Annotated in this window: 10 protein-coding genes; 4 read left to right on the forward strand and 6 right to left on the reverse strand. The window is 34.3% G+C overall.

The window, feature by feature from the left end; translation table 11 throughout:
* Positions 1-55: 55 nt before the first annotated feature.
* The 4 genes from ACQQ6V_RS12550 to ACQQ6V_RS12565 are packed head-to-tail and all read right to left on the reverse strand — an operon-like array spanning position 56 to position 5,245.
* Positions 56-1,030 (reverse strand): FAD:protein FMN transferase, encoded by a 975-nt coding sequence (locus ACQQ6V_RS12550; RefSeq protein ID WP_448845854.1) that lies wholly within the window; start codon positions 1,028-1,030, stop codon positions 56-58.
* A gap of 43 nt (positions 1,031-1,073) precedes the next feature.
* Positions 1,074-3,269, reverse strand: coding sequence for a PepSY domain-containing protein (locus tag ACQQ6V_RS12555; protein WP_448845855.1), 2,196 nt, complete (start codon positions 3,267-3,269; stop codon positions 1,074-1,076).
* 8 nt (positions 3,270-3,277) lie between these two features.
* Positions 3,278-3,760: a DUF2271 domain-containing protein gene (locus ACQQ6V_RS12560; RefSeq protein ID WP_448845856.1), complete on the reverse strand. Its 483-nt coding sequence runs from the start codon at positions 3,758-3,760 to the stop codon at positions 3,278-3,280.
* Positions 3,761-3,769: 9 nt separating this feature from the next.
* Positions 3,770-5,245 (reverse strand): ankyrin repeat domain-containing protein, encoded by a 1,476-nt coding sequence (locus ACQQ6V_RS12565; RefSeq protein WP_448845857.1) that lies wholly within the window; start codon positions 5,243-5,245, stop codon positions 3,770-3,772.
* A 370-nt stretch (positions 5,246-5,615) separates the two neighbouring features.
* On the opposite strand from ACQQ6V_RS12565, the gene ACQQ6V_RS12570 reads away from it, so the two are divergent.
* Both ACQQ6V_RS12570 and ACQQ6V_RS12575 read left to right on the forward strand, forming a co-directional pair.
* On the forward strand, positions 5,616-6,455 hold the full coding sequence (locus ACQQ6V_RS12570; RefSeq protein WP_448845858.1) for a GLPGLI family protein: 840 nt from the start codon (positions 5,616-5,618) through the stop codon (positions 6,453-6,455).
* A gap of 140 nt (positions 6,456-6,595) precedes the next feature.
* Positions 6,596-8,821: a zinc-dependent metalloprotease gene (locus ACQQ6V_RS12575; RefSeq protein WP_448845859.1), complete on the forward strand. Its 2,226-nt coding sequence runs from the start codon at positions 6,596-6,598 to the stop codon at positions 8,819-8,821.
* A gap of 71 nt (positions 8,822-8,892) precedes the next feature.
* Here the strand turns inward: ACQQ6V_RS12575 and ACQQ6V_RS12580 are convergent, their stop codons facing one another.
* Together ACQQ6V_RS12580 and ACQQ6V_RS12585 are read right to left on the reverse strand one after the other, a co-directional pair.
* A complete protein-coding gene (locus ACQQ6V_RS12580; protein WP_448845860.1) occupies positions 8,893-11,403 on the reverse strand; it encodes a hypothetical protein in 2,511 nt (836 codons plus the stop codon).
* Between the two features lie 194 nt (positions 11,404-11,597).
* The gene (locus ACQQ6V_RS12585) at positions 11,598-12,590 is read right to left on the reverse strand and encodes a hypothetical protein (RefSeq protein WP_448845861.1); all 993 of its coding nucleotides are present in this window, start codon (positions 12,588-12,590) and stop codon (positions 11,598-11,600) included.
* Positions 12,591-12,762: 172 nt separating this feature from the next.
* Here ACQQ6V_RS12585 and ACQQ6V_RS12590 point away from each other — a divergent pair, with 172 nt between their 5' ends.
* The gene (locus ACQQ6V_RS12590) at positions 12,763-13,596 is read left to right on the forward strand and encodes a GLPGLI family protein (protein WP_448845862.1); all 834 of its coding nucleotides are present in this window, start codon (positions 12,763-12,765) and stop codon (positions 13,594-13,596) included.
* A gap of 193 nt (positions 13,597-13,789) precedes the next feature.
* Entirely contained in the window at positions 13,790-14,566 is a 777-nt protein-coding gene (locus ACQQ6V_RS12595; protein ID WP_448845863.1) for a GLPGLI family protein, read from the forward strand.
* Positions 14,567-14,762: the final 196 nt, after the last annotated feature.

Here is a 14,762-nt window from a genome sequence, read left to right on the forward strand (position 1 = left end):
TAGATTGTTTTTTAATACAAAAAGAGAGATTATACACTGTGTAATCTCTCTTTTTTTACTTTAATTTCTTAATGATTTTGCCCTTATCGGTAATTAAAAGATAATGGTATTGCGGGAAGCGCTTCATCAGTTCTAAGCCTTCTTTCTCTCCTAAAACCATCACGCTTGTGCTGAAACCATTAGCGGTTGTGGCATCTGGCCCGATGACAGTTACGCTGGTCAATCCAGTAGACGGCATTCCTGTTTTTGGGTTGATGATATGTGAATAGCGTTTTCCTGCAATCTCTGCATATTTTTCATAGCTTCCAGAGGTTGTCATAGACATATCTTCTTTTTTGGCAATCACAGCGGCCATTTTGCCAGGTCGGAAAGGATTGTTGACGCCTATTGCCCAAGCTTTGCCATTGGCTTGTGTGCCCCAGGTGGAAATATCGCCAGACGCATTGATGATTCCACCCAAAACGCCATCTTTTTTCAGGAGTGTTCTCGCGCGGTCTGCGGCGTAACCTTTACCAATAGAGCCAAAACCGATTTTCATGCCTTTATTTTTCAAAAACAAAGTAGAGTTCACACTATCGATAATGATGTTTTGATATCCAACATTTCGCACAGAATTTTTAATATCGGCTGGGTTTGGCAACGTATCCATACTGCCATCAAACTGCCATATTTTGTCCATTGCCACAATGCTGATGTCAAATGCACCATCGGTAATTTTTGAAAAATAAAGCCCTGTTTTGGTAAGTTCAATGACTTCTCTGTCCACCTTTACAGGCTGGATTCCGGCATTGCGATTGACTTCCGAAATCTGGGTTTGAGGTTGCCATTCTGAGATCAAATTTTCGATTCGGGTAATTTCTGCGATGGCTTTGTTAATTGATTTTTCTGCAGAGAGCGAATCTTTGTCAACCACCGTAATGTCAAAATGGCTTCCCATTAAGCTAAGATGTCGTATTCTTTCTACCTGAGCATTGCTTGTGACAGAAATTAACATCAACAAAATAAAAATAGATCGAACCAAAGTTTTCATAATCGTAAAATTAGAAATTTGAGTGAATTTTTGGCTAAAAAGTTTAGTAACAATCCGTTAAAAGCTGGCCATTATTTTTGTAAAAATCTAATGATGAACCTTTGCTTTTGCAAATACTGTCCAAGAGATGTTCTACATCTTGTTGCATTTTCAGCGCGCCACAAATCATAATAATGCCGCCTTTTTCTAACATTTCGGAAAAAATAGGAGCTTCTTTCTCAATAAGATGCATCACATATTGAGAATTCTCTTCCCGCGAATAGGCAAACTGAAACGCTTCTAGCTGACCTTTCTGTTGCTGTGCGCTTAAGAATGAACCGTAACTCTTACTTAACTCACTATTTTTTCTGAAACCACAATACAAGCGAATATCTTTCTTTTTAACATTCTCATCTATCATGCCCAAAAATGGTGCAATTCCAGTTCCGTTAGCAATCAAAATAATCTGTTTTGCCTTATTTGGAATATGAAAATCTGAATTTTTAATTAGCCTGGCCTTTATCTTATCGCCTTTTTTTAAATTGTAGAGATAGCTGGAACCCAATCCGTTTTCAAATAATTTGACAACCAATTGCAAACTGTTTTCCACCTTTCCAACGGAGTAGAAGCGCTCTTTATGATTACCTTCCGGATAGATGGCAAGCAAATCACCAGACTTGAATTTTTGTTTAGAAGTCGGTTTTAGATTCAAGGTAAAAGTTGTTACTTCCTCCACAACTTCAGATTTATTTATCACTTCGAAGTGGGACAATGACGGTGTTTTTGGTGCATACAACGATGGTGCTGATGCTATTGGCAACAGACTTTCGCCGCTCCAGGCTCTTGCCCATTCTGCAAATTCGTGCGTAGAACGGTCATTTATGGTGTGAAGCGGAATCAGTTGTTTTGCCCAGATTTTTGTGGACAAACTACTGTCTATCGTTTTTGCATAGGCACAAAATTCTTCATAAGCATGCGACCCAAAGCCAATCACAGAGTAAGAAATATCTTGTTTCTGAGGAGTAGATTCTAGTCGTTTTAAGAATTGCGTTGCATTAGTTGGCGGATCTCCAAGTCCATAGGTAGAAGCGAAAATCAGCAAATTTTTTGCTTTTGGAAACTCTTTATAATGATTCAGTTCTGCCAAAAATGTTTTTTGCCCCGTCGATAATAATTGTTGATGTACATTGGAAGCAAAATTCAATGTTGTGCCGTTTTCGGAACCTACCAACAAAATGATTTCGGCATCTTCTGCTTTATATTTATTTTTGATTTTTGATCGGCTTCGTCTAAGTGTAATCGCAAATCCGGACCAAATAAATAATAGAATATTGACGGACGATAAACCCAAAACAACGGCCCAAATCCAATTGGTTCTTCCCGTGTGGAGATTAAGACTTACATTTTCGTATATCGCAGCAGCAGATAGTTGTGATTCTTTTTCGATGCTTCCATTAATCTGATTGACTGTAAGTTCTTTATCCTTTAATTTGACAACAAAAAACTCATCTGGCTCATCTTCAATAAAGGGAAATTCTATTTTCTGCACATCTTTCAGCTTGGTAGATTTAAACAAAGGAAAATCCTGCAAAGCTAGTTCCGGTGTTTCTGCTTGATTTTTTTTGGCAATACTTTTTGGTTCTTCTTTTTTAATAATATCAAAACGAACCAAGAATAGGTAAGTGGCTGTTGCAGATATGATTAAAATCGGAATTAATAACAATCGACCAGAGACCACATGGTAATATTGATTGAAAGAATCTTTGTTGATTTTCCCAAAGAAATTCTTGAAACTTTTTTGTCTTTTGATGACCAATACCAACCCTGATACTGTAATCAGCATCAATAAGAAAGAAACAATCCCAATGATAAATCGGCCAGTTTCTTTCAGGAAAAGAGAACGGTGCAAGGAGAGATTCCAATTGATAAAGTCACTTTTCTCTGCTGGTTTGCCCAATATTTTTCCTGTTTTAGGATCTACATAGGCTTTTACGGCATTGCCATCTTTGTCAGAACCTTCCAGCAACACAAATTGATTGTGATCTACAGTAACTTCGGTGATTTCCGGATAATGTTTTTTGAGCTGAGGAATGGCCTCTGCCAGCGTGACGGAATTGATATCATCTACCCGGTATGGTTGTAGGTTTTCTTGAGCGGCGTCATAAGCCAAAACAGCCCCTGTAAATGAGGCTATAATTAAAAATAGGAACGTGATGACGGCCAATGCAAGATGTGCCAGTCTCCAAACAGATGATGTCATTCTTAAGATTACTGTTTAATCAGTTTTACATATTTAATGTAACCTTTGCCTTCGTTTTTCTCAGCAATTCCGTCTGTGGAAAGTGCTATTTCGAGATCCTGAACGTTGTATTTTTGGTCTTCTACAGCCGTCTCGAAGCGTATTTTGTAACCTTTGTTAAAATATTTGTCCTCTATAGAAAATGTAGTAATACTTCTATCGCCGCCTGCAACAGACGCTCCTGTGATGGCGTTCAGTTTTGTTGGTTTTTTAGATTGGAATTTGTGCCACTCCTTCAATGTGTCGTACCATTTTTTGTCTGGTCCCATTACATAAAGTGTTTTTTCATAAGCTCCTTTTGGGTCAATTAGAGAGACAACTACGTAGGCACCTTCGCCTGTGTAGCTTTTCATCTGGAGCATACATTTATATTTTGAAACTTGCGCCGACGAAAAAATTACGGCGAAGAAAGTCAAGATTGCGGTGATTTGAAATCTTAATAATGAAGTCATTTTATTGTTTTATTTTAAAAATTCGATGGAGATATTATTCTTTTTTAGGAATTCGTTTTCTGAGGCTAGGTCGTAAGCCGTCTCATCAAACTCTGTTTTGATATCCTTTTTGGCACCAAGGCTTATGAGATATTTCAAAATTGAATCGTCCTTTGCGATAAGCGCCGCTTTGTGAAGAATGGTCATACTCTCGTTATTCTTCGCATTGACGTCGATATGATAAGGCTCTAGTTTTTTAAGAAGTTCAATATTGTTTTTAGCAATGGCAAAGTGCAGTAATGTGTTGCCATCAAATTGAGCTTTTGCAACATCTATTCCTTTTGATTTCAGAAGATTCAGTTTGTCTGTCAATTCATCTTTTGCATTACCTCTTCCAGGGCTGTAAGATTGGATAAGGTGGTAAGCTAGGTCATAACCTTTGGCATCTTTTACATTGATGTTGGCTTTGTTGTCCAATAATAGTGTGATGGTTTCTACACTACCGGTTTTTACAGCTTCCGTCAGGGCAGATTCGCCTTTTGCATTCACAGCGTTGATATCTTTTATCAAAGGTAAAATCGCTTTGATATTGTTGATGTCTTTTCCGCCAGCTGCTACTATCAGAGCGTTGTTTCCATCTGTATCTTTTTGGTTAGGGTCTATTCCTTTTTTGATAAGGTAATCGATGATTTCCTTCTGGTTCGGCTTTCTCGCAACGATTTGTAAAGCTGTCGCACCATCAGTATTGGTTGCTTTGGTAGTTAGTTTAACATCGTCCAAGAGATATTGAAAAATATCCAGCTTGTTGGTATTGGTTCTTGTGCCTTGCGCAGCATTAATCAATGCGTAATCTGTTGCTTTGATGTTTTTGGAACGTAAAGATTTCAGAATGTCAAGATTTCCGAAACTGGCAGCGTAGTCAAATGCCGTTCTGCCTTTGTCATCTTTAGAATCTAAGCTCAGACCTTTGGATGTGAAAAGTTTTTCAAGAGAACCGTCTTTGTCATTACCAATAGAGAGTAACAGAATGTTGGCGCCATCTCTGTATTTGGCTTTTGGGTCTACACCATTTTGAAAGAACAGATTGTAGATATCAGCATCTGCCATTCCGAAAAATGCACCAAAACTAAGCGGCGTAAGACCTTTGGTATCAAGTTTATTGGGATTATATCCTTTTTTCAGGAGATAACTCACGATTTCTTTGTTGCCACCCATAGTTGCCCAGTGCAGATAAGTTCTGCCATCGTGTGTTAGCTTATCTACAGGTTCGGCTTGGTCGATAAGATATTTGATAACTTCCGGATTGGCCTTGTTGTTGATAGCTAAGGCAGTAGGGTCAAACGTACTGGAGTTAAACTCAAAAAGGTCATTGCCTTTGCTTACTTCATCCTTTACTTTTTGTACATCGGGTTTAGATTTCCAAAATTCTGGATTGAGCAATGTGTTCTTTTGTGCATGGAAAAGCATTCCCAATAGAAGCAATGAAGAAAGAAATATTTTTTTCATAGTTATCTTTATTATGATTGATGGTATAAGCTAGCGTTAATCCGTTCTATTTTTTATTTATTCTAAATAGCAAAAGTACAAAATTATGGTTTTAATACATAATAAAAGTAATGATATTTGACAGTTTTAGACAGTGAAGCTTTAGCTGGTAATGCATTTCTACTGGTTTTGTGATTTTTACTAGTTATGATAAGACAAGAAAATGAAATTAAATGAATACTTATATTCTTTTTAAACTCCTTTTAGTTATTATTTTTGGATGATGCTTTGGGTAAAATCATATGTTTAGTGTAGATTTTTAAATAATTTCTTATTAAATGATTGACCAATTAATAGTTGTATTTTTGTTATTAAATGACAAAATAGATTTATGAAAAAAATATTTCAAATACTCTTATTGATACTTCCGTTATCCTTGGTCTTTTCTCAGACACATCGATTTATTTATGAGTTTCAGTTTAAATCTGATTCTACCCTGCAAGAATTTACAAAAGAAAATATGGCACTTGATGTTAATCCTGAAGATGTCAAATTTTACAATTATCAATATATTGAGATTGACTCTACTAACATTACCAAAAAACAAAATAGCCATTATTGGGATGATTATACACCTGCTATTATTAGAAAACGTAATACTGATGTTAATTTGTCATATGTGCTTCTTGATAACCTGTTTGTGCTAGAAACAACAGATCAGATGACTTGGAAGCTTAGTGAAGAAACAAAGCAATTGGGAGGTTATCATCTTCAGAAAGTGACTACGCAGTTTGGCGGTAGACATTGGACGGCTTGGTTTACAAAAGATATTGACTTAAGCGAAGGACCTTATAAATTCCGAGGATTACCAGGGATGATTTTTCAAATTTCTGATGATAAGAATCAGTTTGATTTTACTTTGGTTAAAAGCTATAAATTGGCTAAAACTTATAATACTCAATCCATACTAGAAGGCTTTTCTGGACATAAGCCTATTAAAATATCAGAGGAAAAATTAAAGAAAATTTATCTTGATAATTATGCTAATCCTTTAAGAGAATTTAAAGAACGCTTTAAGAATAATACAAATCCAGATAATAAACTCTTTGTCATGAGTATAGAAATAAAAAGTGCAGAACAGTTTAAAGAATTAACGGAACTGTCTCAAAAAAGAATCAGAGATAATAATAATCCAATAGAAATTGATAAGGTTGTGAAATTTCCGTATTAATAGATTTGTGTAATAATCTCAATTTTATAATTATTGTTGGTGTATTATTAATAAAACACGTGTAGAATAATGATATTGTATGTTTTTTATGTGATGTTATTGTTGTAATTGTTTAACTTTAGCCGGTAAAAAAATATTTTATGAAAAAGACCTTAACTTGTTTATTATTTTCCATGGCCGTACCGATGGTAAGTGCACAGTGGACGAAAGCTACTCCCAAAGGTGGTATAGAAAGAAAAAGTGATAATTCGGTTTATTATAAACTAGATATTAATCATATTCGACTGCAGTTAAAAGCTGCTAAAAAAGCATCTGATGGAGGGACAATTACCATTAATATTCCTAATGGAGAAGGTAAGATCGAGAGATTTGCAGTTAATAGTTTCCCTGTAATGGATGAGGCTTTGGCAGCACAATATCAGCTAGGATCTTATGTAGGAGTTGGGATTGATAATCCAACAAAGCAGATTAGATTCAGTGTTGCTCCTAATGATTTTCAGTCTATGATTACTGGCGAGGGGAAGTATGAATTTATAGAAGCTGCAACTGCTGATAAAGAGTATTATTCTATTAAAGGGAAGCAAGGTAAAGAAGGCGCTGCTTTTCTTTGTAGTACACAAGAGAGCCTAGAATCTGTTAAAGATTTTAAAAAGCTTATTAGTGAAGGTGAGGCTAATAAATCTAATGATAAGACATTTCATACATTAAGGTTAGCTTTATCTACAACCGGAGAGTATACTAATTACTTTGGCGGTGTAACAGGAGCATTAACTCAAATGAATGCAACAATGACGAGAGTTAATGGTGTTTTCGAGAAAGAGTTTAACCTTCATCTTAATATGGTCAATGCGCCAGGTCTTATTTTTACTGATGCAGCTACGGATCCTTACAGTACTTCTGATAAGATGTGTAATTGGAATTTAGAACTAATGAACACCTTGAATGGTGGTCAATATGGCGTAACTAATGCTGATTTTGATATAGGGCATTTATTTGGAGCTTCAGGAGGAGGCGGTAATGCAGGCTGTATAGGCTGTATTGGTAGTAATGATACAAGTACATACGAAGTTCCAGCCAGTCAAAGCAGTTGTGATTTTGCTTATACAACACCATCTAATTATAAAGGAAGTGCCTTTACTTCTCCTTCTAATAACATCCCAAAAGGAGATAAATTTGACATAGATTTTGTAGCTCATGAGTTTGGTCATCAATTAGGCGCTAATCATACCTTTAGCCGAAATGAAGGACGTGGTGTGAATGTAGAGCCAGGATCAGGATCTACGATTATGGCCTATGCAGGCGTTGTAGATGGTGGTAATAATACTAATGTACAAAATAATTCTGATGCCTATTTTCATACCGTGAGTATTAATCAGGTACAAAATAACTTAAAAAATAAAGCGGTTAGTACGGTTACTAGTATAGCTAACAATCCTCCGGTTATTACTCCAATGAATAATGTTAATTATACAATTCCAAAATCTACCCCATTTGTACTAACTGCTATTGCTAGTGATCCAGAAGGCGATGCATTGACGTATACATGGGAGCAGGTAGACTCATCAGTTACTAATTCATATTCTACACGTATTAATATTGGTACATCTGCAACTAATGGAGCGAGCTTTAGATCACTAATGCCTACAAGTGATCCAACCAGATATTTTCCTAAGCTTGCAACAGTTTTATCAGGAGCAGTAAGAAATAATAATCAGTGGGAGGCAACATATTCAGTTGGCAGAACAACTAATTTTAGAGTGACTGTTAGAGATAATAAAGGTGCAGATTCTCAGACTGCTTTTGCAACACAAAGAGTAATTGTTAATAGTACAGGAGATTCTTTTACTGTAAAAACTGCTGCCGGTAATCCAGAAGTACCTGTTAATGTAACTTGGGTGGTTGCTGGTACTAATGCAGCACCGTTCAATTCACCTAATGTTAAAATTGACTTTACAGCAGATAACGGCGCTACGTGGACAACGCTTGCTGAGACAACGCCTAATAATGGAGCAGCATCTGTAACATTCCCTGCTTCTACAGCTAACAAGACTGTAATTGTTAGAGTATCATCAATCGGTAATATCTTCTATGCGGTTAATAAAGTTACTATTGGTGAAAAGTTAGCTGTTAGTGACATTACTAAGCCTAAAGTTCAGGTTTATCCTAACCCAGCGACTGACATTCTTAATGTAACTAATGTTTCTGCTAAGACATCTTATAAGATTTATAATGTAACAGGACAATTGGTATCAACAGGTAATATCAACAATGGTGAAGTTAAAGTTAGCCAATTAGCGAAAGGTGTGTACATCATCTCTTTCGAAGATAATGCGACTGTTTCTAACGTTAAGTTTGAGAAAAAATAATAGTTCTTAAAACCAATAAAAAGGAGGTAAATTTAATTTTGCCTCCTTTTTTTATATTTAAATTAAAGAAATTATTTAGTAGAATAATATCCAAAATACAGACAGCTACCTTGTAGATCTTTGTAGGTTTTGGTTTGGGAGTAATTTTTCTTTAAATCGGCGAAGTAAGTTCTATAATTTTGATTCTTAGTTTTGGTAAATAAAGCCTCTTGAGCTTTAGCTTTTGTATCATAATTAGGATCATTCCAGCTGAGGAAATTAGATTTAGAGTTTTCCCATTGATAATATTTCCCTTGTTCGGCACTTGCCATTTGGAATAAAATCTTGGCTTGATCCTCTTTGTTTTTTGATAATTGAAGTGCTTTTTTATAAAAATTAATAGACAAGTCAAAATTATCAGGTTCTACAAAACTTGAGTTGGTAAAATTCTTATAATAGAAGTAAAACGGTGAGCTGCTTGGATCTGTAAACTGAAACTTCTGACTGTTTTCATTATTAACATCCATCACAAACACTTCTCTATAATAACCTAAGACGGATGTGTTGTAAAGCAAGTTCCCGATGATTTGATTAGCTTGTCTCGCTCTGTCATCGCTAGATTTACCTATTTTTTCTAACTGAATCATCGCGTCTGCCAACTCTAACTTGGTCATCAAGGGTTTTATAAAATCAAATTTAAAATTTTCAGATTTCATAGATTCATCAGGCTTACTTTGATAACTTTCCCAGATATTATGACCGAAAACTAAACTCGAAATATTTTTGTAACCATCATAAACGCCTTTCCCAAAGGTTAAAGGTTTTTCTACATATTTACCCGATTTCTCATCCCAAGTACCATCCATGCGTGGTATTCCTCGGAAGTTTTTTGCTTTTTCGTAGTAAGCTTTAGCTTCAGAAAAATTTGCCAGACGCATCGCTCTGTCGCCATAGATTATATTAAAGAAACTTTCTGGATCCGTTACGGTTTCCATTTTGGTCATTAAGAACTTTTCGAAAGCAGTTTTGTTGGGTTTTTTATAAAAATTTTCAACATCTTTTACCAATCCAGAATTCGGGTTGTATTGCAGATCAGAAATGCTGTTGTTCATCAAGAAAGATTTAGCATTTTGCTTTTCCAGAAAATAACGATTGGCTAAAATATCTAGGATGAAATCATTGGTAGAAAACTGATCTTCCCAATTATATTTCTCACGATGATGATTAAAAACAGTTCCATATTTTGACATGAGCTTCTCCTCAAATTCTGCTGTGATTTTTGGTTGAGATACGATGTCATTTAGCATTTTAAACTTTTCAATCTGAGCAAGATAATTTTTGTCCTGCGTTTTGATTTGGTTTAATATAGATTCGCTTTCTTTATATTTTCCGTTTAAGAAATTGATGTAAGCATCAGCCAATTGCCAAAATGCATCATTAGGATTTTGCTGTTTGGCAGTGTTGATAACGGCTTCAAATTCTTTAATGAAATTCTGAGAACGATCGTCAAAGCTGCTTTGGTAATAGAAAGGCAGTTTTTTATCCCGATATTTCTCACAATGATTATCAAAACAATAAGGATTGGTGACCAGGTAACTTCTTTCTAGCTCATTAATACCGCGCGCGGTGAGGACTTTTAGAATGTCAGAATCTGCTTTGTTGGCGAGCATTTTTTGCATGATAGACGTTGGATTGCTGTAGCCGTTGTAAGCGAGTAAGAAATATGCCATGTTTTTATCTTCGGGTGATTTTGCTTTCGCAAGGATCTTTTCGAAGTCTTTATCTTTAGTGAAAAACATAGAGTTGTAGGCGCTTACTTTCTTATTTTTTGTATTCTTAAAAACCTGAAAAAAATTCCAGTTAGCATCGTCATATTGTTTGAGTCCACGTTGCGCACCAGCTTTCTGATCTAGCGCATAATAATACATGTGATTCTTGGTATCCAAAGGTTCTACATAAGTCGTAAAAGCCTTAATCGCTGTTTTATAATTCCCAGTATAATGATTAAGCCTAACTAATTGATAGGCGTAACGCATCTTTATGTCATTGCTTTTGGCATCGGAGTAACCTTTTACCAAACTTTGAATAGTTGTTGTATAATTGAGATCGGTGGCGTTTTTTTCTTTTGTCTTTTCAGTCCAATAGTAGTTATCAGGACTTGCAGAAAACTTGGTTCTCATATAGGGTTCTAGCTCTTTGGCTTTGGCTAAATAATCCAAACCTTCTTTGTATTGACCATAAAAATCTTTCCCTAATTTTTGAAATAACTGATGCGATAATTGTCCCTTTGCCAGATTCTGAAAATGTTTCAACTGAATGACATTAACCAATGCTAAAGTCTCATCATAAGACAAGGTGTTCTTAAAATAACTTTCCCAGTTTTCTATGTTTTCGTCTAAAATTTTGATGCTGTTTTTTCCTTCATAATCATAACCGTAAAAAGTGTTGCTGTAAGTGAGCAAAAAAGGTTGATAATAAGGATTGTTAATCAACTCTTGTGTGAAAATATTAAAATACTCATAGTCAGGATCAGACCACGCGCAAGCTTTAGACGGTTGCGCTAATCCTATTAAGAAGAAAGCGCTAATGATTAATTTTTTCATTGCATTTATATTTTTTTTGGCGTGTCCCTCATTTCAGGAAAAGATGCGCTCGCTTCGCTCGCGCGTCTTTTCCTTCATGTCGGGTCGGTCTGCGCGCAGTCGCTGTAAAAAGCCCAATTGGCTTTGCGCCAACGCTTATTTTTACGAGCTTCGACAATGCGCTTCGCCCTCACGCAGGATTAGTTATGTTAAGACTATTTAGTGATCAATAAGTCAGTGTAATTTTTAGTAAAACGGCTGTCCAGATGATAATAAATAATTTGATAAGGATAATCGAGTTTTCCGGCTATAAAATCCAAAGATTCTTTAAGGCTCAACGGATCTATTTCTTCCACTTTTACCGTAAAACCTTTAGACAAATAAATTCCAAAATAGAAATCATCTTTCAATACCTCAAATGTCGTACGATTAAGCCTTTTAAAGTTAGGATTATTTTCTAATTCTACAATGCTTACGGCGTTAATCAATTTCTTTTTGCCGAGATGATTACTTACAATTCCCCAAGAATAGATGGGAAGTGCAATATCTAATTTTTTGGGATAATCGTTGATGTTTTTAAGATAAGACTTAAGAAGTTTAACATCTAAAATCGAATTAACATCTGTGTTTTCTAATGGAGATGATGTGGCATAACACATCAGATATAATTTGTCAACAGACGGGATGCCGGTTGATTTTTTGTCTTTAACTTGATGTAATCTCAAGGTGCAGGTAATCTCTTTTCCTGACGCTTTTTTTAACGCTGATAAAAACTTGAAGTAATCGTCTTTGGTAGTAATTGTCCAGTCGCTATCAATTTGGATTTCGTTGGCGAGTTGGATGGGGTTTTGTTTTTCTGTTTCGAGAAGTTGATTGGATATTTTGTTCGCCAAGAATTCGATTTGAGGTTCTGTGATATTTAGCCAAGTTTCGTTGGTGATAAAAATAACAGGAACAATCTTTTTGTCTGATTTAAAGTCGGGATTAATCTTCAAAACCGCTGTTGCGATAAAGGCATCATTTTGTTTAACAATATCAAAAAACCTTGTGTAGAGAAACGGACTTTTAGACGCAGAAAGCAATTGTTGTTCTTCAGGATTCAATTGCAATTGACTTCTCCAAAAGTAAAAGCCTATGTCGTGATGATTTTTATTTTTAGAACAAGAAAATATTATTAATAGAAGAGAAAGGAATTTTAATAATTTCATAAAGCTGTTTTAGTTTTCTTTGTCGTAAGTTAGTTCAGTCTTTACCAAAGTAATTTTTCACGAAGATAGTAAAGTGTTAGTGAATTAGCAGACTCCTTATAAATTATCAAGTCAACGTTGAGAGATTGATGTGTAAATATATTATGTTTGTTATTATTTTAATTTTTAAGTAATGAAATATTTATTATTCTTTTTAACCATAGGTTTTTGTATTGTGATGAAGTCTCAAACTGTTTCAGGTAATTTTTCATTTCCTAACGAATCATCTACTTTAGAGGTTTTTGATAAAAGTGTCCAAAATGTATATTATCAGCTTTCCTTTTATTCAGATCCAAAAAAAGAAAGGAAGAAAAAAGATGTTATTTGCTTGTTACAATTGGGGGAGAAGTATTCAAGATTTGGTGAATTAAATAATATCAAATATGATTCTGTTAGGACTAGTTTTAATCATTTGAATGTTATTGGTGCTAAAGAAATGAATCAGTTAAGTCCTTTTCTTGCTAATTGGAAACCTATTTTATTACGAGATCTAAATCAAAATACACTAACGATACAAGATAGAGTTAGAGATACTTATCAATATAAAGAAGAACAGCCCGTTTTTAATTGGAAATTAGAACAGGATATCAAAGTAATATTAGGGTACACTTGTCATAAGGCAAGCACTGTTTTCCGAGGAAGAAAATATGTAGCTTGGTATGCTAATGATTTACCGATTAATAACGGACCGTATTTGTTTAATGGTTTGCCTGGACTTATTTTAGAAATAGAAGATACTAAAGATAATTATCATTTTACAGCAATTGCATTAGATAAAAAAGCTTTAGATATTTATTTGAATAATGATGCTAAAATCTTTAATGTAACACGAGATAAGCTTAGAACAGTGCAAAAATCCTATTATGATAATCCAGGTTTTTTTATGGGAAAAGCTTACGATGCGGAAGGCAATGCGATGAATGTTAAATTGAAATCAATTCCTTATAATCCTATCGAGTTAGAGTAGCAATACATCTATGATCAAAAATATTTTTTTAGATTTCAAAAAAACTTAAGCTTCCATAATTTCTGGGAGCTTTGATTTTATTAAATTTCAACAGTTATGTACAGATATTATAATTTTTAGTTTTGTGAAAATTAGCTAACTTAGTAAAGTCAGTTAAAGCAAATAATCAATAGGCATCTGTACAAACAAAATTATGAAACAAAATATTTTCCTTGTATTTCTCCTTTTCTTTTTTTTCTCCAGATATTATTCGCAAAATCATTATAACTATAAAGCGATATACAAACTATCTTTTAAGACAGATTCTTTGTCGGATAGTTTTCAAGAAGAGCAATTAGTATTATTGATGAATGATAATAATGAAAGCTTTTTTCAAGAATATAAAAACTATAAGAGAGACTCTATTAATAGTTTGGAAATTATAGGAGTTGGTTCTTTTATTAAAGATATTAAGATTACAAATAATAAAACTCAAAAGATAACTAGTCTTCAAAATGAAAGTGTTTTTTATCAAGAAGATATTCTTAAAAATTGGATTGTTCTACCAGAAACCTCTAAAGTAGTTAATGTAATTTGCAGAAATGCGGATATTACTGCTTTTGAAAGAAGATGGAGAGCTTGTTTCTCAGAAGCTTATCCATTTCATTTTGGACCTTATATGTTTTCTGGATTACCAGGTTTAATTGTTAGTGTTGAAGATGATCGAGGTTTTTATAAGTTTAGCTTATTATCTATTAAGAAAGAAAATAATACAATTGCCATCCCTTACACTGGAGCTAGAGAAGTCACCAAGAAACAATATTTCCAAATAGAATATGATGAGGCTTATAGCGGAAATGTTTTTAATACATTTAGAATTGAAAATGCAGAAGAGCAAGCTAGATTAAAAAAAATGTTTCTAGATAGGGTCAAAAATCTTAATACAATTCCAATAGATAAGACTATGCAATATATTTATCATCGTAGATAAATTTAGGATTCTCCAAAAAAGCTTTCAGAAATTCTGGAAGCTTTTTTCATAACTCACAAAAAATCAAACAATTTCACAAAAAATATTTGCTAAATAAAAAATAATTCATACATTTGCACACTCATTTTAGGGAAGGAGTATGCCTATTTCAAACATAGAAAATTACAAAAACCTCTAAAGTGTTGAGAATTAATAT

The organism is Chryseobacterium electrogenes, assembly GCF_053553015.1.

Coding starts and splice junctions, on each gene's coding strand:
- ACQQ6V_RS12550 (WP_448845854.1), bottom strand. CDS start 1,030: ATGAAAACTTTGGTTCGATCTATTTTTATTTTGTTGATGTTAATTTCT.
- ACQQ6V_RS12555 (WP_448845855.1), bottom strand. CDS start 3,269: ATGACATCATCTGTTTGGAGACTGGCACATCTTGCATTGGCCGTCATC.
- ACQQ6V_RS12560 (WP_448845856.1), bottom strand. CDS start 3,760: ATGACTTCATTATTAAGATTTCAAATCACCGCAATCTTGACTTTCTTC.
- ACQQ6V_RS12565 (WP_448845857.1), bottom strand. CDS start 5,245: ATGAAAAAAATATTTCTTTCTTCATTGCTTCTATTGGGAATGCTTTTC.
- ACQQ6V_RS12570 (WP_448845858.1), top strand. CDS start 5,616: ATGAAAAAAATATTTCAAATACTCTTATTGATACTTCCGTTATCCTTG.
- ACQQ6V_RS12575 (WP_448845859.1), top strand. CDS start 6,596: ATGAAAAAGACCTTAACTTGTTTATTATTTTCCATGGCCGTACCGATG.
- ACQQ6V_RS12580 (WP_448845860.1), bottom strand. CDS start 11,403: ATGAAAAAATTAATCATTAGCGCTTTCTTCTTAATAGGATTAGCGCAA.
- ACQQ6V_RS12585 (WP_448845861.1), bottom strand. CDS start 12,590: ATGAAATTATTAAAATTCCTTTCTCTTCTATTAATAATATTTTCTTGT.
- ACQQ6V_RS12590 (WP_448845862.1), top strand. CDS start 12,763: ATGAAATATTTATTATTCTTTTTAACCATAGGTTTTTGTATTGTGATG.
- ACQQ6V_RS12595 (WP_448845863.1), top strand. CDS start 13,790: ATGAAACAAAATATTTTCCTTGTATTTCTCCTTTTCTTTTTTTTCTCC.